20 protein-coding genes are annotated in these 17,923 nt (G+C 62.6%); 12 read left to right on the forward strand and 8 right to left on the reverse strand.

Going from position 1 to position 17,923, the window contains the following annotated elements; genetic code table 11:
* The first annotated feature begins 98 nt into the window (after positions 1-98).
* The 6 genes from NKI37_RS08945 (at position 99) to phoB (ending at position 6,291) form a co-directional block, all read left to right on the forward strand.
* Positions 99-1,127 carry a substrate-binding domain-containing protein gene (locus NKI37_RS08945; protein ID WP_352791593.1) on the forward strand — a complete coding sequence of 343 codons (1,029 nt, stop codon included), beginning with the start codon at positions 99-101 and terminating at the stop codon, positions 1,125-1,127.
* Positions 1,128-1,223: 96 nt separating this feature from the next.
* Complete coding sequence (pstC, locus tag NKI37_RS08950; protein ID WP_023701343.1) at positions 1,224-2,684, forward strand: phosphate ABC transporter permease subunit PstC; 1,461 nt, start codon at positions 1,224-1,226, stop codon at positions 2,682-2,684.
* A complete protein-coding gene (gene pstA / locus NKI37_RS08955) occupies positions 2,681-3,997 on the forward strand; it encodes a phosphate ABC transporter permease PstA (protein WP_023683971.1) in 1,317 nt (438 codons plus the stop codon). Before pstC ends, pstA begins: the two co-directional genes overlap by 4 nt.
* Before the next feature lie 17 nt (positions 3,998-4,014).
* The gene (gene pstB, locus NKI37_RS08960; RefSeq protein ID WP_023683970.1) at positions 4,015-4,839 is read left to right on the forward strand and encodes a phosphate ABC transporter ATP-binding protein PstB; all 825 of its coding nucleotides are present in this window, start codon (positions 4,015-4,017) and stop codon (positions 4,837-4,839) included.
* Between the two features lie 41 nt (positions 4,840-4,880).
* On the forward strand, positions 4,881-5,585 hold the full coding sequence (phoU, locus tag NKI37_RS08965) for a phosphate signaling complex protein PhoU (RefSeq protein WP_352462178.1): 705 nt from the start codon (positions 4,881-4,883) through the stop codon (positions 5,583-5,585).
* A gap of 16 nt (positions 5,586-5,601) precedes the next feature.
* Entirely contained in the window at positions 5,602-6,291 is a 690-nt protein-coding gene (gene phoB, locus NKI37_RS08970; RefSeq protein ID WP_031193203.1) for a phosphate regulon transcriptional regulator PhoB, read from the forward strand.
* A gap of 30 nt (positions 6,292-6,321) precedes the next feature.
* On the opposite strand, the gene NKI37_RS08975 is transcribed toward phoB, so the two are convergent.
* The gene (locus NKI37_RS08975; protein WP_352791590.1) at positions 6,322-7,557 is read right to left on the reverse strand and encodes an ROK family protein; all 1,236 of its coding nucleotides are present in this window, start codon (positions 7,555-7,557) and stop codon (positions 6,322-6,324) included.
* Between the two features lie 265 nt (positions 7,558-7,822).
* On the opposite strand from NKI37_RS08975, the gene xylF reads away from it, so the two are divergent.
* The 4 genes from xylF (at position 7,823) to NKI37_RS08995 (ending at position 12,937) form a co-directional block, all read left to right on the forward strand.
* On the forward strand, positions 7,823-8,863 hold the full coding sequence (xylF, locus tag NKI37_RS08980; protein WP_023683968.1) for a D-xylose ABC transporter substrate-binding protein: 1,041 nt from the start codon (positions 7,823-7,825) through the stop codon (positions 8,861-8,863).
* Between the two features lie 144 nt (positions 8,864-9,007).
* Positions 9,008-10,324 (forward strand): sugar ABC transporter permease, encoded by a 1,317-nt coding sequence (locus tag NKI37_RS08985; RefSeq protein ID WP_352790913.1) that lies wholly within the window; start codon positions 9,008-9,010, stop codon positions 10,322-10,324.
* 12 nt (positions 10,325-10,336) lie between these two features.
* Positions 10,337-11,134 carry an ATP-binding cassette domain-containing protein gene (locus tag NKI37_RS08990; RefSeq protein WP_352741156.1) on the forward strand — a complete coding sequence of 266 codons (798 nt, stop codon included), beginning with the start codon at positions 10,337-10,339 and terminating at the stop codon, positions 11,132-11,134.
* 156 nt (positions 11,135-11,290) lie between these two features.
* The gene (locus tag NKI37_RS08995; RefSeq protein WP_352790911.1) at positions 11,291-12,937 is read left to right on the forward strand and encodes a CHASE domain-containing protein; all 1,647 of its coding nucleotides are present in this window, start codon (positions 11,291-11,293) and stop codon (positions 12,935-12,937) included.
* A 39-nt stretch (positions 12,938-12,976) separates the two neighbouring features.
* Here NKI37_RS08995 and NKI37_RS09000 read toward each other — a convergent pair whose 3' ends face one another.
* The 6 genes from NKI37_RS09000 to NKI37_RS09025 form a co-directional block, all read right to left on the reverse strand.
* A complete protein-coding gene (locus NKI37_RS09000) occupies positions 12,977-13,219 on the reverse strand; it encodes a YMGG-like glycine zipper-containing protein (RefSeq protein ID WP_023670102.1) in 243 nt (80 codons plus the stop codon).
* A gap of 83 nt (positions 13,220-13,302) precedes the next feature.
* On the reverse strand, positions 13,303-13,629 hold the full coding sequence (locus NKI37_RS09005; protein WP_023670101.1) for a hypothetical protein: 327 nt from the start codon (positions 13,627-13,629) through the stop codon (positions 13,303-13,305).
* Positions 13,630-13,771: 142 nt separating this feature from the next.
* Positions 13,772-13,948, reverse strand: coding sequence for a hypothetical protein (locus NKI37_RS09010; protein ID WP_023683964.1), 177 nt, complete (start codon positions 13,946-13,948; stop codon positions 13,772-13,774).
* Between the two features lie 129 nt (positions 13,949-14,077).
* Positions 14,078-15,112: a sensor histidine kinase gene (locus NKI37_RS09015; RefSeq protein WP_023670099.1), complete on the reverse strand. Its 1,035-nt coding sequence runs from the start codon at positions 15,110-15,112 to the stop codon at positions 14,078-14,080.
* A gap of 160 nt (positions 15,113-15,272) precedes the next feature.
* Positions 15,273-15,440, reverse strand: coding sequence for a DUF1328 domain-containing protein (locus tag NKI37_RS09020; protein WP_023670098.1), 168 nt, complete (start codon positions 15,438-15,440; stop codon positions 15,273-15,275).
* Between the two features lie 220 nt (positions 15,441-15,660).
* Positions 15,661-16,455 carry a response regulator gene (locus NKI37_RS09025; RefSeq protein ID WP_023670097.1) on the reverse strand — a complete coding sequence of 265 codons (795 nt, stop codon included), beginning with the start codon at positions 16,453-16,455 and terminating at the stop codon, positions 15,661-15,663.
* Positions 16,456-16,667: 212 nt separating this feature from the next.
* On the opposite strand from NKI37_RS09025, the gene NKI37_RS09030 reads away from it, so the two are divergent.
* The gene (locus tag NKI37_RS09030) at positions 16,668-16,871 is read left to right on the forward strand and encodes a NepR family anti-sigma factor (RefSeq protein WP_023670096.1); all 204 of its coding nucleotides are present in this window, start codon (positions 16,668-16,670) and stop codon (positions 16,869-16,871) included.
* Between the two features lie 3 nt (positions 16,872-16,874).
* On the forward strand, positions 16,875-17,426 hold the full coding sequence (locus NKI37_RS09035; RefSeq protein WP_023670095.1) for a sigma-70 family RNA polymerase sigma factor: 552 nt from the start codon (positions 16,875-16,877) through the stop codon (positions 17,424-17,426).
* A gap of 56 nt (positions 17,427-17,482) precedes the next feature.
* Here the strand turns inward: NKI37_RS09035 and NKI37_RS09040 are convergent, their stop codons facing one another.
* A complete protein-coding gene (locus NKI37_RS09040) occupies positions 17,483-17,860 on the reverse strand; it encodes a response regulator (RefSeq protein ID WP_023806536.1) in 378 nt (125 codons plus the stop codon).
* Between the last annotated feature and the right edge of the window lie 63 nt (positions 17,861-17,923).

The raw sequence follows: 17,923 nt of genomic DNA on the forward strand, positions 1-17,923 counted from the left end.
ACTGTCATGCGACTGTAATAATCGAAGGCTATTGGCCTCAGCGGGCGCCGGTTTGAAGAGGGCGCCAAGAGACCATCTTCCGAACAGGAGCAGGCCACATGAAGAAATTCCTCGTTACGGCATCGGCCGTGGCGGTAGCGTTCGCCGCATCGTCCGGTGTCGCCGCTGCGCGTGACCAGATCCAGGTCGCCGGTTCGTCGACCGTGCTGCCTTACGCCAAGATCGTCGCCGAGCAGTTCGGCGAAACCTTCACCAACTTCAAGACCCCGGTGGTCGAGTCCGGCGGCAGCGGCGCCGGCATCAAGGAGTTCTGCAAGGGCGTCGGCGAAGACACGATCGACATCGCCAACTCCTCGCGCCCGATCAAGAAGGACGAGCTGAAGTCCTGCGCCGACGCCGGCGTCAAGGACGTCCAGGAAGTCCGCATCGGCTATGACGGCATCGTCTTTGCCACCGACATCAAGGGTCCGGACTGGGCGCTGGTTCCCGCCGACATCTACAAGGCGCTCGCCGCCAAGCTGGTGGTCGACGGCAAGCTGGTCGACAACCCGAACACCAAGTGGAACCAGGTCAATCCGAAGCTGCCCGACTGGGATATCGCCGCCTATATCCCGGGTGAGAAGCACGGCACCCGTGAAGTGTTCGAGACCAAGCTGCTCGACGCCGGCTGCGACAAGGCCGCTTTGAAGGCTGCCGGCATCGCCGACGACAAGGAAATCGGCAAGACCTGCATCGCCATCCGCAAGGACGGCAAGGCTGTCGACATCGATGGCGACTACACCGAGACGCTGGCCCGCATCGACTCCAACAAGACCGGCGTTGGCGTGTTCGGCCTCGCCTTCTACGAGAACAATGCCGACAAGCTGAAGGTCGCTACCGTGGAAGGCATCGTGCCTTCGACGCAGACCATCGCCGATGGCACGTACCCCGTGTCGCGGCCGTTGTTCTTCTACGTCAAGAAGGCGCATCTGGGCGTCGTTCCCGGCCTCAAGGAATATGTCGAGTTCTTCCTTGATGACCAGATGATCGGCCCGGAAAGCCCGCTCTCCCAGTACGGCCTGGTTTCCGCTCCCGACGCCGAACGTCAGGGCCAGCGCGACGCCTTCGCCGCCGGAAAGACAATGTAATCAACCGACCGGATCAGGGCGCGGACCAAATCCGCGCCCTGATTTCGCCGCTTGCCGCAACGGCGGCGGCGATCTGAATTTTCCCTGGGGTGGGTGATGTCGTCCTTGCTCGTACTCGCCATAGTCATTGCCATAGGCGTGGTCGCTTTTGTGATCGGCCGCCAGCGCGCCGCGGCGCAGGATACCGGCAAGGTCAAGCCGCATTCGCGCGCGCATTATCATGGCTGGTGGGCCTTTCTGATCGCGGTCCTGCCTGCCGTCCTTTTGCTCGCCGTCTGGGATATCGGCTCTTCCTTCTATCTCGACCGGCATATCCATGCCGCTTTGCCCGAGCGCACCGCCGACACAAAGGTGGCCAGCGAAGCGCTCGACGCCAGCCTGGTGAAGAGCCTGGCCAAGGGCCTGCGCCGGCTCGATGGCGATACCGCACTTCCCGCTACTTTCGCCGAATTGCAGCCGCTGCTCGCCGCCAAGGGCGTGGCACTGGCCAGCGACACCCAGGACTATATGATTCCGATCGCGGTCGAGGCGAACCAGGTCCAGGACCGGCTCGGCCTGTTCAGCGCCGTGCTGACCTTCGCGCTGTCGGTCGCCGGCGCCTTCTATGCGCTGAGGCAGATCGCGCCGCGCGCCAGGGCGCGCAACAACGTCGAGAAGCTGATGCTGTGGGGGCTGCTTGCGGCCTCGACCATCGCCATCCTGACCACGGTCGGCATCGTGCTGTCGATGCTGTTCCAGACCATCACCTTCTTCGAGAGCGTGTCGCCGATGAGCTTCTTCTTCGGAACGGTGTGGGATCCGCGTTTCGCCGCCGCCGGTTCCGGCGGCAGCCAGGGTCAGTTCGGCCTGATCCCGCTACTGGCCGGCACGCTCTACATCGCCGCCGTTGCGCTTCTGGTCGCAGTGCCGGTCGGGCTGATGTCGGCGGTCTACATGTCCGAATACGCCTCGCGCAGCGTCCGGTCGGTGGTCAAGCCCGCGCTTGAACTGCTGGCCGGCATCCCGACCATCGTCTACGGCATCTTCGCCGTGGTCACGCTCGGACCGTTCTTGCGCGACCTGTCGGCGGCACTCACCGGCGGCTCGCCCTTCATCCAGGGCCAGAGCATCTTCACCGCCGGTCTGGTGATGGGCGTCATGCTGATCCCGGTCGTGTCCTCTTTGTCCGACGACATCATCACCGCGGTGCCGCGCGCAATGCGTGACGGCTCGCTCGGCCTCGGCGCCACCCGCTCCGAGACGATCAAGCGGGTGATCCTGCCGGCGGCACTGCCCGGCATCGTCGGCGCCATCCTGTTGACGGCGTCGCGCGCCATCGGCGAGACGATGATCGTCGTGCTGGCGGCGGGCGTCGCCGCCAATCTGACGGCCAATCCGTTCGAGGCGATGACGACCATCACCGTCAAGATCGTCAACCAGCTGACCGGCGACCTCGAGTTCAACTCGCCGCAGACGCTGGTCGCCTTCGCGCTCGGCCTGACGCTGTTCGCGCTGACGCTGGTGATGAACATCGTCGCCCTCTACATCGTGCGCAAGTACCGGGAGCAGTACGAATGACCGACATCCCCCTGGACACGATGGCGGGCGCCGTCGCGCGACCGCGCCGCGACATCGGGCTGAAGGCGCGCTATGCCGCCGAACGCCGGTTCCGCATCTATGGCGTGATTGCGATCTCGGTGGGCCTGGCGTTCCTGGCCATCATGCTGATCACCATCGTCTCGAAAGGCTACACCGCCTTCTGGCAGACGACGGTGACGCTGCCGGTCACCTTCGACGAGAAGGTGATCGATCCCTCCGGCAAGCGCGCGACCGACCCTACCGTGCTGATCAAGGCGAACTATCCCAAGCTCGCCGAAAACGCGCTGGTGGCCAAGCTCGGCATCGATCCGGCCAACAAGCCGATGATGCTGAAGCTCAAGGGCTTCCTGTCGGAAGGCGCCCGCGTCCAGCTGCGCGACATCGTCTCCGCCGATCCGTCGGTGATCGGCAGGACGCGTGACGTCGACATCCTGGCTGCCGCGAACCTCGACTCGGCCTTCAAGGGCCAGATCGACCTCGGCGTCGATGAAGCGCGCCGCAAGGTGTCCAACCAGCAGATCGACTGGATGAACAAGCTTAAAGCCGACGGCGTGATGGCCGAGCATTTCAACACCGGCCTGTTCACCTATGGCGCCTCCAGCCGGCCCGAAACGTCGGGCATGGGCGTGGCGATCATCGGCTCGTTCTACATGATGGTGATCGTGCTGTTGCTGGCGCTGCCGATCGGCGTCGCCGCCTCCATCTATCTGGAGGAGTTCGCCAAGAAGAACCGCTTTACGGACCTGATCGAAGTCAACATCAACAATCTCGCGGCGGTGCCGTCGATCGTCTTCGGTCTGCTTGGCCTTGCCGTGTTCATCAACTTCCTCGGCATGCCGCGCTCGGCTTCCTTCGTCGGCGGCCTGGTGCTGACCTTGATGACATTGCCGACCATAATCATCGCCACGCGCGCCGCCCTCGCCGCGGTGCCGCCGTCTATCCGCTCGGCGGCCCTAGGTCTCGGCGCCTCCAAGATGCAGATGGTGTTCCATCACATCCTGCCGCTTGCCGCCCCAGGCATCCTTACCGGCACCATCATCGGCCTGGCGCGTGCGCTCGGCGAGACAGCACCGCTGCTCTTGATCGGCATGGTCGCTTTCGTCGCCGATTATCCGACGACGCCTTTCGATCCGGCGACCGCGCTGCCGGTTCAGATCTATATGTGGGCAAACGAGGCTGAGCGCGCTTTTGTCGAGCGCATGTCCGGCGCCATCATCATCCTGCTCGTCTTCCTCATGGCCATGAACATCACCGCGATCGTGCTCCGGCGCCGCTTCGAGCGGCGCTGGTAGAAAAAAGGCAATTTGGTATGAACATCATGACCGAACAGTCCCTTGAGAATGCAGTGGGCGACAAAATGAACGCCAAGTCGAACGAAGTCATCAAGATGCGCGGCGACAAGGTCGGCGTCTTCTACGGCGAGAAGCAGGCGTTGTTCGACGTCAATCTCGACGTGCGTCAGAACCAGGTGACGGCGCTGATCGGCCCGTCCGGCTGCGGCAAGTCGACCTTCCTGCGCTGCCTCAACCGCATGAACGACACCATCGATTTGGCGCGGGTGACCGGCAAGATCACGCTCGATGAAGACGACATCTACGACAAGAACATCGATGTCGTCGAACTGCGCGCCCGCGTCGGCATGGTGTTCCAGAAACCCAACCCGTTCCCGAAGTCGATCTACGAGAACGTCGCCTACGGCCCGCGCATCCATGGGCTGGCCAAGCGCAAGTCCGACATGGACCAGATCGTCGAGCAGAGCCTGAAGAAGGCTGCGATCTGGAACGAGGTCAAGGACCGCCTGCAGGAGCCCGGCACCGGCCTGTCCGGCGGCCAGCAGCAGCGCCTGTGCATCGCGCGCGCCATCGCCGTGTCGCCGGAAGTGATCCTGATGGATGAGCCCTGCTCGGCGCTCGATCCGATCGCCACCGCCCGTGTCGAGGAGCTGATCGACGAACTGCGCCAGAACTACACGATCGTCATCGTCACCCACTCGATGCAGCAGGCGGCGCGCGTGTCGCAGCGCACGGCGATGTTCCATCTCGGCTATCTCGTCGAGGAGGGCGCCACCGACAAGATGTTCACCAACCCCGACGACAAGCGCACCCAGGACTACATTACCGGCCGCTTCGGCTGAGCCGTCCGGCGGGTGAATTTTCAGGCACGAGGACCAAGATCATGGGTGAACATACCGTCGCCTCCTTCGATGAAGAGCTCGGGCAGATCAGCAAGCTGATCCGCGACATGGGCGATCTGGCAGGCTCGATGGTCAGCGGCTCGACCAGGGCGCTGCTCAATTCGGACAATGCGCTGGCACAGCGTGTCGTTTCCGACGACGCCATCATGGATGCGCGCCAGCGCGAACTGGACGACCGCGCCATCACGCTGATCGCCAAGCGCCAGCCGATGGCCAACGATCTGCGCGCCGTGGTCGGCTCGATCCGCATGGCCGGCGACCTCGAGCGCATCGGCGATCTCGCCAAGAACATCGCCAAACGCGTCGGCACCGTGGGCTTGAGCGTCACGCCGCGCGACCTCTCGCACTCCATCGATGCCATGGCGCAGCTGGTGCTGATCCAGGTGCAAGGCGTCGTCGAGGAATATGCCGCCACCGATGCGGCAGCTCTTGCAAAACTCAGGAATGACGACGAGCGCATCGACGTCAAATACACGTCCGTGTTTCGTGAGCTCTTGACCTACATGATGGAAGACCCTCGCAACATCACCGCCTGCACGCATCTCTTGTTCTGCGCCAAGAATCTTGAGCGCATCGGCGATCATGTCACCAACATCGCCGAAAATGCGTATTATGTGCTGACCGGCCAGCAACTGCCCGCCAATCGTCCGAAGCAGGACGAGACGGCGATGGCCATGCCGGCCTGATGAGGGTGAACTGCCGATGATCGCGCCACGCATCATGGTCGTGGAGGACGAGGAGCCGCTAGGCGTGCTCCTCCGCTACAACCTCGAATCCGAAGGCTATCACGTCGAGGTGGTGACACGCGGCGACGAGGCCGAGATCCGCCTGCAGGAAAACGTGCCCGATCTCCTGGTGCTCGACTGGATGGTGCCCGCTGTTTCCGGCATCGAGCTCTGCCGGCGGCTTAGAGTGCGGCCCGAAACCGAGCGGCTGCCGATCATCATGCTGACCGCGCGCGGTGAGGAAAGCGATCGCGTGCGCGGCCTGTCCACCGGTGCCGACGACTATCTGGTCAAGCCATTCTCGACGCCGGAGTTCATGGCGCGCGTGAAGGCGCTGCTGCGCCGGGCCAAGCCGGAAGTGCTGTCGAGCGTGCTCAAGGTCGGCGACATCGTGCTCGATCGAGAATCGCACCGGGTCTACCGCAAGAAGAGCGAGATCAGGCTCGGACCGACCGAGTTCCGGCTGCTCGAATTCATGATGCGCCATCCCGGCCGCGTGTTCTCGCGCAGCCAGCTGCTCGACAATGTCTGGGGCGAGACGATCTACATCGACGAGCGAACCGTCGACGTCCATGTCGGGCGCTTACGCAAAGCGGTCAACAACGGCCGCATGCCGGATGTCATCCGTACCATTCGCGGCGCCGGCTACGCGATCAGGGAAGACTAGGATGCTGCGCGTCGCGCCGTTGCCGGCCATTCAGGCGACATGCTTGCCGGATTTGGCCTGAATGCCCGGCGCGAAAATCTCCTGATCGACGAAGCCGAGCGCGCGCATGGCACAGCCTTCGCGGATCAGCGGCAGCTCGTTGGGCTCGGTGTCGAAGGAGATCGATTTCGAGTGCTGGCCGCCGGCGGTCTGGGCGATCGCTTCGCGCAATGCCGGTTCGATCAGGTCGAAGGCGGCGGCGCTGACGCCTACCATGGCGACGGGTGCCGGATCGATCAGCGCAAACAGGCTGCCGAGGCCGAAGCCGAGCGCCTCGCCGGCCTTGCGATAGGCTTCGCGCTCCGGGCCGTCGGTTTCGCGGGCGCGCGCGGCGAGTGCGCGCATATCAGCGTCGCCGATATCGACCGGCTCGGCATCCTCGCCCATCATTTTGGCGCTGCGCCAGATGGCGTAGTTTCCGGCATAGGCTTCCACGCAGCCGCGCCGCCCGCAGCGGCAGAGCGCGCCGCCCGGACGGTGGATCATGTGGCCGAACTCGCCGCCCGAGGAATGGGTGCCGGTGAACAGTTCGCCTTTCAGCACCAGGCCCATGCCGATGCCGTGCGATAAGAGGATGGCGATAAAATTGTCGCGGTAGCGCTCGGGCTGGCGCCATTGCAGCGCCACCGCCATCATGTTGCAATCGTTCTCCATGGTGGCAGGAATGCCGAATTCCGCTTCCAACATATCGGCGAAGGCAATGTCGGTCAGTGGCGTGATCGGCGACCACAGCATGGCGCGCGCCTGCGAATCGGTGATGCCCTGGATGCCCATGGCAATGCGGGCGATGCTCTGGACATCGAGGTCGGGATCCTCAAGCCGCCGCCGGACGATTGCTACGCATTCGCCAATCAGCTCGTCGCGCGGCTTGGTCAGCGTGTCCAGCCGGCGCTGTTCCTCGGCGACGACGTGGCCGGCATAGTCGATGACGGTGACGGACAGGAAATTGAGCGACAGCACGACGGTCATCACCGCCGCCGCTTCCGGGTTGAGGCCAAGGCCGACCTGCGGCCGGCCGCGTTTCAGTGCGCCTGTCTCGCCAGGTTTGCCTTCAATCAGGACGCCTTCTTGAATCAGATCAGACGAGATTGCCGATATGGTCGAGTGGCTGAGGCCGGTGGTCGCCGCAATCTCGGTCCGCGACGGCTGGCCGGCCCGGCGCACGGCCGAAATCACCATGGCACGGTTGCGACGGCGCAGATCGTCGTGGCGGATTCCAACCGACATTTGTTTCCTCCCGGCCTCCTCGCGCCTCATGATAGTGAAGGCGTTCGACGGCACCAGCCAAATATTGGCAGACGCCGGCAGCCCTGTCATTGTTTATTGCGGACCTCGAAAAAATTCGGCAAGGCCATCAGAATCCATCAGAATCGATGTTGACAGCGCCTTATCATTGAACCAGTATTTTTTCGAGGCTCGAAAAAATAGGGCCTCTGTGTGCCGGCCCTCGGGCCAGTTTTGTCGCGCCGCACGCGGCGCAGGGAGGATTATGATGAACAGATTTGCAGCCGCCATGCTGGCGGGTGTCGCCATGTCGCTGGCGCTGATGTCGGTCGCGCAGGCGAAGGACAAGGTCATCGGCGTGTCGTGGTCGAACTTCCAGGAAGAGCGCTGGAAGACCGACGAGGCGGCGATGAAAACGGCGATCGAGGCTGCCGGCGACAAGTACATTTCGGCCGACGCGCAGTCCAATCCCGGCAAGCAGCTGACCGACGTCGAAAGCCTGATCTCGCAGGGCGCCAACTCGCTGATCATCCTGGCGCAGGACGCCTCGGCCATCGGCCCGGCGGTGCAGAAGGCGCTGGACGAAGGCATTCCGGTCGTCGGCTATGACCGCCTGATCGAGAACAAGGACGTCTTCTACCTGACCTTCGATAACAAGGAAGTCGGCCGCATGCAGGCCCGCGAAGTGTTCAAGGCGAAGCCCGAAGGCAACTATGTCTTCATCAAGGGCTCGGGCTCGGATCCGAATGCCGATTTCCTGTTCTCGGGCTCGATGGAAGTGCTCAAGGAAGCCATCGACTCGGGCAAGATCAAGAATGTCGGCGAGGCCTATACCGATGGCTGGCTGCCGGCCAATGCCCAGAAGAACATGGAACAGTTCCTGACCGCCAATGACAACAAGGTCGATGCCGTGGTTGCGGCCAATGACGGCACCGCCGGCGGCGTTGTCGCCGCGCTGACGGCGCAGGGCCTTGCCGGAACGGTTCCGGTCTCCGGCCAGGACGGCGACCATGCCGCTCTGAACCGCATCGCGCTCGGCACGCAGACGGTGTCGGTGTGGAAGGACGCGCGCGAACTCGGCAAGAACGCCGCCGAGATCGCCTCGCAGCTTGCCGATGGCAAGAAGACGGGCGACATTGCCGGCGCCAAGGACTTCACCACGCCTGGCGGCAACACCGTCAAGTCGCTGTTCCTGACCCCCGTCGCGATCACCAAGGACAACCTCAACGTCGTCATCGACGCCGGCTGGATCAAGAAGGACGAAGTCTGCACGGGCGTCGCCGCCGGCAGCGTCGCGGCTTGCAACTGATCTCGACGACTTGAAGAAATGAGGCGCCGCGGCTGTCAAGCCGCGGCGTTTTCTCTACGAGAATTGTGTGTTTCCGCCATCGGCGGCAAACTTCTAGGCTGTGGTCCGGCATCCGCGCCAGACGGCAAGCCGCTGGAGGACATCATGACCGACACGACCTCAAATCCGCAGGCCGATACGGCACGAGCGTCTGAACTCGGCGCGGTCGCCCGGTTCGTGAAAGCGACCGAGCTCGACACGCGCATGCTCGGCATGGTCGGCGCGCTGCTGGTCATCTGGGTCGGCATACATATCCTGTCGGGTGGGCTTTTCCTGACGCCGCGCAATCTTTGGAACCTGTCGGTGCAGACGTCCTCGGTCGCGATCATGGCGACCGGCATGGTATTGGTCATCGTGATGCGCAACATCGACCTTTCGGTGGGCTCCGTCGAAGGCGTGATCGGCATGATCATGGGCGTGGCACAGGCCGAATTCCTGATTCGCGTCATCGGCTTCCAGCTTGGAAACCCCTGGCTCTGGATCGTCGCGCTTGCCGCCGGCGTGGTGCTTGGTCTGCTGATCGGCGCGTTCCAGGGCTTCATCATCGCCTATATGCAGGTTCCGGCCTTTATCGTGACGCTTGGTGGCCTGCTGGTCTGGCGCGGCATGGCATGGCTCATCACCAGCGGGCGCACGGTCGCGCCACTCGACGCCACCTTCCAGCTGATGGGCGGCGGACCACGCGGCTCGATTGGCGCCGCTGCCAGCTGGATCGTCGGCATTGTCGCCTGCGCGGCGGTCGCCTTCGCGCTGCTCAACGGTCGCTCGCAGCGCAAGCGCTTCAGCTTTCCACTGCGCCCCGTCTGGGCCGAGACCTTGCTTGGCGTGGTCGCTTGCGCGGCCATCCTCGGCGCCGTGTGGATCGCCAATTCCTATCCATGGCCGATCGGCATCGTGCGCCAGTACGCACAGCAGAACGGCATCACCGTTCCCGAAGGCGGGCTGTTCATCGCGCATGGCATCGCCATACCGGTGCTGATGGCGGTGATTGTCGGCATCATCATGACGTTCATCACCAAGCGCACGCGTTTCGGCCGCTATGTCTTCGCCATCGGCGGCAATCCGGAGGCAGCGGAACTCGCCGGCATCAACACGCGCTGGGTGACCATGAAGGTGTTCATGATCATGGGTGTGCTGGCTGCAATCAGCGCGGCGATCTCGTCGGCCCGTCTCAATGCGTCAACCAATGCGCTGGGCACACTGGACGAGCTTTTGGTGATCGCGGCCGCTGTCATCGGCGGCACGTCGCTCGCGGGCGGCGCCGGAACGGTGATGGGCGCCATGCTCGGCGCGCTTCTGATGCAGTCGCTGCAATCCGGCATGGTGCTGCTCGGCATCGACTCGCCGCTGCAGAGCATTGTCGTTGGCGCTGTCCTGGTCATCGCCGTCTGGCTCGACACCGTCTACCGCAAGCGCGTCTAGGGAGGAACGATTATGGAAAAAACTGCTCCCACCGGTACGCCACTGATCGACATGCGCAACATCTCGATCGCGTTCGGTGGCATTCGCGCCGTCGACGATGCGTCCATCGATCTTTTCCCGGGCGAAGTGGTGGCGCTGCTTGGCCACAACGGCGCCGGTAAGTCGACGCTGATCAAGATCCTGTCGGGCGCCCACAAGCGCGATGCCGGCCAGATCTTGGTCAACGGCCAGGAGGCCTCGATCTCCAATCCGCGCGACGCCAAGAAATACGGCATCGAAACGATCTACCAGACGCTTGCGCTGGCCGACAATGTCGACGCTGCCGCCAACCTCTTCCTCGGCCGCGAACTGATGACCGCGTGGGGGACACTCGACGATGTCGCCATGGAGGCCGAGGCGCGCAAGGTGATGGGCCGGCTCAATCCGCGCTTCCAGCGCTTCAAGGAGCCCGTGATCAAGCTATCGGGCGGCCAGCGCCAGTCGGTGGCGATCGCACGCGCCATCCTGTTCAACGCCCGCATCCTGATCATGGACGAACCGACGGCCGCGCTTGGGCCGCAGGAGACGGCGCAGGTCGGCGAACTGGTCAAGCAGCTCAAGGCCGACGGCATCGGCATTTTCCTGATCAGCCACGACATTCACGACGTGTTCGAGCTTGCCGACCGAGTCTGCGTAATGAAGAACGGCCAGGTCGTCGGCACCGCGCGCACCACCGATGTGACCCAGGACGAAGTGCTCGGCATGATCATCCTGGGAAAGTGCCCGCCCGGCGCCATTCCCGGTCCGGGTGCGCTGAAGATCGCGGCCTGAGACCACGCTATCGTCAGCTGTCATGTTCACTGATGCTCGAGATCGATAAGCCGGCTAAATATGCATGATATGCCAGCTGTCATTATGGCTTGGCCGCGCCATTGTCTTGCCGCGGCGACTTGCCCATAAAGGTCCCGAACCGTCCATGGGTCTGCGTTGAAGAAGTTTTTCCCGATCCTTGCCTTCATTGCCGTTGCACTGATCAGCCTGACGATGGCGGGCTTCGCCTATTTCGCGACCCAGGAAGCGGCGCGCATCAAGTTTGAGGCGACGGCCGACGACGCGCTCAACCGCATCGAAAGCCGTATCGATCTGCATCTGTCACTGCTGCGCTCGACGCAGGCGCTGTTCGACGCCCGCAACGGCGAGATTTCAGGTAGCGAATTCAAGGCCTTCTTCAGCGCCCTCAATGTCGATAACAATTTCGCCGGCTTGCGCGGCATCGGCTATCTCAGGCTGGCCAAGACCGGTGACGAAGCGGCGGTCGAGCGCGACATGTTGCGCGACCGCGGCGCCGCCCACACGGTCTATCCGGACACGACACAGCCGTGGCGCACGCCCGTCGTGCTGTTCGAGCCGCTCGACCCTGCCAACGAATCCACCATCGGCTACGACATGTTCACCGAGCCGGTGCGGCGCGAGGCGATCGAAAAAGCGCTGGCCGATGACGCACAGCACGCAAGCGGTCTGGTCCAACTCGGCCAGGACACGGGCGCGGCGCAGACCTTTACCGGTTTCCTGGTCTTCGTCAGGCTCAATGTCGAAACCGCGCCGGATGGTATCAACGCGTCCAGATCATCGACATCAGGCCTTCTCTACGCGGCCTTCCGCGCCCGCGACCTGTTCCAGACCGCGCTCAGCCGCACGCCTTTGCTGCCGGTCAACACCGCGATCTATGACGGCACGGCCGACGCCGACAATCTTCTGTTCCAGTCGGAGACGCCGCCGGTTGCGAGCTTTGGCGACAGGCTGTTGGTGACGCGCAAGATCATCGTCGCCGGTCGGCCCTGGACGGTGCTGTTTCGGCCGACAAGTGCATTTTCGCAACCGTCCTCGCGCGCCATTCCGGTCATGCTCGGGCTGTTCGGCCTGCTTCTGGCCGGCGCCATAGCGTTGGTGGCCCGCTACCAGGAGCGCGCCTACGACGCCAAGTCGCTGCTGCATGAAACGACGGAAAAAAGCCTGCTCGAAAAGGATTTGATGCTGCAGGAGATGAAGCATCGAATCAAGAATTCGATCACGCGGGTGCTGGCGATTGCGCGCCAGACGGCGGCGCAAGCAACCGACGTGCAGGAGTTCTCAACTTCCTTCTCGGCCCGCCTGCAGGCAATGGCGGCTTCCCAGGACATGCTGACGCGTTCGCGCTGGCAGAAGGCCGATCTTAGCGACCTGCTGCGCATCGAGCTCGGCCAGGTATTCGGCAAGGAGCTTCCGGAAGGGATATTGTCAGGGCCTCAGGTGCTGCTCGACGAGAGGACGACGCAGGCGCTTGGCCTGACCTTTCACGAACTGGCGACGAATGCGCTGAAATATGGCGAGGCCGGCAATTCCGTGGGTGCGCTGAAGGTCGACTGGTCGTTCGAGGGGCGCGGGTCCGAGCGGATGCTGGTTCTGAACTGGCGCGAGGCCGGGCAGAAGGAACTCGAAGCGCCGGCGAAGACCGGCTTCGGCACCAAGCTGATCGACCTCAATGTCACGCGCGAGTTGCGCGGCACGATTGCCCGAGATTTTCGCGCCGATGGGCTTACGGTGGAAATCAGGATCCCGCAGCCTGATGCAGTCAAACAAACGGAGACCGGCTGACCGGTCTCCGTCGCGATTGTCTGACGCTTTTGAAGCGGATCAGCAGCGAGCGGTGTAGAGCCGGCCGCGATTGTCGCGATACTGGCAATAGCCGTTGCGCAGGTTGCGCACCAGCAGGCCGGAACCGGCGCCAACGGCTGCGCCGATCAGCGCACCCTTGCCGCCGCCGATCAGTCCGCCGGCCAAAGCACCGACACCGGCGCCGACACCGACATCCTGCTCGGTCGTGCTGCAGCCGCTGACGGCGACCACCGCAACCATGGCAATAATCAATTTCCGCATAGAATCTCTCCTCACTTTTGTCCTCACTTTAGTAAGCTCCAGCCGCTATTTAGCACGAAACAGCAGCCTTTGCCCGCTCGATCTTATTGTTGGCTAAGAGAGTCTTTTTCGCGGCGCGTGGCGTTCGACGCGACCACGACACTGGAAATCTGCAAAGACGCGTCGAGGGTGCCGTCCGGGCGCACGTTCCAGACGATCTGGTCGTAATCATCTTCCAGCGCGGGGTCGACCGTAAGACATTTGGCAACGACGTGCTCGGCCTGACCCTGCACGTCGCCGGCAGCGAATGGACGTTCTGCCGTGCATGCTTCGGCGGTTTCGAAAACACTGACCGGCACCGGCAGTTCACGGCATTCGGTCATGTTGTTCGAACAGCCAATTACCAGAAGCAAAGCGGCGATGTGTTCCACGGCGACACGTCCTCTCGCCATAAGAACGGTCCACAGCCGTCAAAGTTCCTGTGCCGAAAGGGGCGTTTATAATTGGTCGGCTACGAGCTGGACAGTTTCTGAGCCAGGCTGCTTGGGAGCAGCGTGAACCTGAGCATCTGGCTCAGACCAATTGCGACGCCACGATCAGCACAACAGCGGCGACGAGCGCGACAGCGGCGACGCGAAGCAAGGGATGCCAGGCGTGCTGCAAAGGCGAGGCTGAAGCGTCAGGATCCTGAAAGCCGCTCATCGACACCCGGGCGGCCTGCTCCAGCCTGTTCATATCGGCAACCGTCATGATCATTCCTCCCATACTCGCGTTGCAGGCTGCGGCCGAAACATCGGTTGAATCGGTCAAGATCCAGCAATCTCTGGGAACCACAGCATCGGATTTTATGGTGAACAGCCGGTTAAGGAATCCCGCCGCTCATTCGGTTTCGAAATTGCCGTGCGGAACGACGAGGCGATATTCGAGGCGGTCACTGGTGATCTCCAGCGTCGCCGTGCCGTTCAGCGATGCCGGCACGACACGTTCGAGGGCAACGCTGCCGAAGCGTTTCTCGGTGCGCCTGTTATCATTGGCGACAATGGCCTCGACCCAGGTCAGCGACAAAGCCGGCTTGTCTGCGGCCTCTGCGACGTTCGACAGATCGGCGGTTACCTCGACAAAGCCGTCCGGCCGCGCCAGGGCGCCGTAGCTGAATGAATTGACGGCGAGTTCGTGCATTGCCAGTCCAATATGAATGGCCGCGTTGGGATTGAGGTAGGGGTTGACGCCATTGAAGCGCAGGCTCTGCGCGGGATCGGCGCCGTAGCGAACGACCTGGCCGCGGATAAGCTCGCGAAGTGCTGCACCCCGCCAGTTCGACGACGTTACCAGATCCTGGGAGGAAGCCAGTGACTGCAGGCGGCCGCGAAAGCGCTTCAGGAAATCGTCGGGTGTCTCGGAATAGCGGCCGGTCTGGGTGGCAATACTTTGGATGATGGCCAACAGGTTCTTGGAGCGGTGGCTGACTTCGCGCAACAGCGTCTTCAGCGTCTGTTCGCGGCGTTTCTGCTCGGTGGTTTCCACCATCGTGGTGACGACGCCCTGCACGTCGCCGCGATGGCCCCGATCGGCATCGACCCATACCTGGAACCAGCGCATGCCATCACCGGTGGGAACACTCAGTTCAAGGCGTTCCGGATTGCCGGAAGCGATCACATTGCTTTTGGCGGCGGCGATTTGCTCAGCTTGCGCCGGTGGCAACGCGCCGTTGCTGTCGGCTGTGTCGGAAACCCACGGCGCACGCATGTTGCGGGCCCATACAGTCTTCAATTCACGATCCTGATAGAGGACGGAAATGCCGGCATTGTGCAGAGCGTGAAGCAAGGCGCGGCCAAGCTGCATTCCGCTTTCAGCCGGGTGCAGTGCGATCACCTCGTCGCCCTGTCCGCTCTCGCCTCCGCCAATGGAACGCATCAATCACCTGTCCACCTGATCAGGACCGAACGATTCACTTGGACTCAGTTCCTGAGTAGGTCCCCAGAAAAGGTCCGCCGGACGATGTCCCGTTGGAGGACATCGCCCGGCGGTGGCTGGAAACCGTTTGAGGGGTGCGGCTTCCAGTGTTCGCCCGCTCCTACGATGCCCGTCTGAACAGGCCGGCCAGAAGCGAGATGACGAGGAAGGCGAGAAAGATGAAGAACAATATTTGCGCGATACCGGCCGAGGTACCGGCGATGCCGCCGAAACCAAGCGCGCCGGCGATGATCGCCACGACGAGAAATACGAGCGCCCAGTAGAGCATGATCTGTCTCCTTCCGATACTGAATCAAGAACGTGAGTGATTGCTGTTTGTTCCACCATTTGCCGAAAAAGAAGGACTTTGGAAGAGGCCCGGATGCGAATTGATTCACGCGCGTGCGCCCCATACGGAGCGACGGGCAGCCGCCGATCGCCGGGCTAGGCGATCGCCAGTGCCGGCAACGCTGCGAGGCGGCGAAAAATTGGAGATTGAAGGCCCTACTTCACGCGGCGGCCTTGGCCTGCCGGTCGAAGAACAGCGCTTGGCTGATCAGCGCCTTGACCATGTCGGGATTGAACGGCTTGGTGACGAGGAAGGCCGGTTCAGGCCGCTCGCCGGTCAGCAGACGTTCGGGGAAGGCGGTGATGAAGATTACCGGCACCGAAGTCGACGACAGGATTTCGTTGACCGCATCGATACCCGAGCTGCCATCGGCAAGCTGAATGTCGGCCAGCACCATCTTCGGCCTTGTCTTGCCGAACATCGCCACCGCCTCGGTATGGGTGCGCGCGGTTCCGACCACGTGGTGGCCGAGGCTCTCGACCATTTCCTCGATGTCCATGGCGATCAGCGGCTCGTCCTCGATGATCAGCACATCGGTCGCCACCTGGCGAGAGATCTCATTGCTCGCCTGGGCAAGCAGTTCGGAGAATTCCTTGGCGTCGACATCGAGAATTTCAGCTGCCTCGTCTTCACCGAAGCCTTCGACCGCGACCAGCAGGAAAGCCTGGCGTGGCCGTGGCGCAATGGCGTTCAGATTGGCGGCGGCGCGCTGCTCCCATGCCGATTGCGCCTGCTCCTGCGGAACGCGGATGGCAATGGAGGTGAACAGTTTGGCGAATACCTTGTAGAGCGCGATGCGGTCGCTTGACGCTTGCGGGAAGATGTCGACGTCGGCGATGATGGCTTCGAGCATCGCGGCGACCAGCGCATCGCCACTCTCCTGCGATCCGGATACGGCGCGTGAAAAGCGGCGCAGGAACGGCAGGTGCGGAGCGATGGTTGCGGAAAGGCTCATGGTAGACGTCTCCCTCAGATGACGTGATTGCATAGATTGCAGGTCAAGCTGATTGCAAGCCCCAACACCCAAACGCGGGTTTTGCGAAAAAGTTCCGACACTTGTGGAACGAAACTGCACGGGCGACGTTTGTGGTGCGATGGGCAACCAGACGAGGGGGCCGCTTTGCGTTGTGTAATGGGGCGGCTCGGGGCGCTGGATTTAAGGGCGAAATGAAGGACATGAATAAAGAAACGCTGGCTGGCGCCGCTGACAGGCGCCGGGCCAATTCCGGCGACCCGCTCGGGGCGAATTCGGAAATTGGCCGTAAACTCAAACAGTATTATGACGAGCTGGTCTCGGACAATGTGCCGGATCGCTTTGCCCAGTTGCTCAGCCAACTGGAAAAGGCCGAACCCGCACAGAAGAAGGACTGAGGCATGGCAGCTGTCTCACAAGGGTTCAAGACCGACCTGCTCGGCTCGATCCCGAGCCTGCGGGCTTTTGCCGTGTCGCTGACGCAGAATGCCGACAAGGCCGACGATCTGGTGCAGGAGACGCTGGTCAAGGCTTGGGACAAGCATGAGAGCTTTCAGCCCGGCACCAATCTCAAGGCATGGCTGTTCACCATCCTGCGCAACGAGTTCTATTCCCAGATGCGCAAGCGCGGCCGCGAGGTGCAGGACAGCGACGGCATCATGACGGCCAGGCTTGCCGTTCATCCGGCTCAGCACGGCCAGCTTGACCTCAAGGATTTCCGCGGCGCGCTCGAGCAACTCCCCGAGGACCAGCGCGAAGCCATCATCCTCATCGGCGCTTCAGGCTTTTCCTATGAAGAGGCCGCCGAAATCTGCGGCTGTGCGGTCGGAACGATCAAGAGCCGGGTCAGCCGGGCCCGCACGCGGTTGCAGGAGATCCTCAAAATCTCCGGCGAAGACGAATACGGGCCGGACGCGATCTCGTCCCAGGTGACGGGTTCAAACGCTGCCTGACGGCGGAGGCCCCGTTTGCGGGCCTGGGCTCTCTACACATACGCATCGAAGATATCTCAGACTGGCGCGCGTCCGCAGGCCGCCGCCAGAGCCTCGACGAGATCGGTCCCCGAATAAGGCTTGGTGACCAGGCGGATGCCGGGAAAAGACACTTTGATCTCATCCGGGTCCGAATAGCCGGAGGCAAAGACAAACGGCAGGCCCGATTGGCGCAGCCGCGAGGCGAAATCGAGTGTAGACGTTCCGCCCAGCATGAGGTCCACGATAGCGGCGTCGAACTCGCCAACGACCTTCTGCTCATCGATCTCGGCCAGAGCGCGGGCAATCACTACGTCGCTCGCGCCATGGTCGCGGCAAAGCTGCTCGACATCCATGGCGATCAGGAATTCATCCTCCAAGACAAGAATTCGCAATCCCTCAAGCAATGGCGGCACTTGGCAATCTCTCCTCAATTCTTGCAGCATCGGGTACAGTGACTCCAGTCAACCGCATCGCGG

Origin of the sequence: Mesorhizobium sp. M0626, from assembly GCF_040320665.1 — a bacterium.
Taxonomy (GTDB): Bacteria; Pseudomonadota; Alphaproteobacteria; order Rhizobiales; family Rhizobiaceae; genus Mesorhizobium.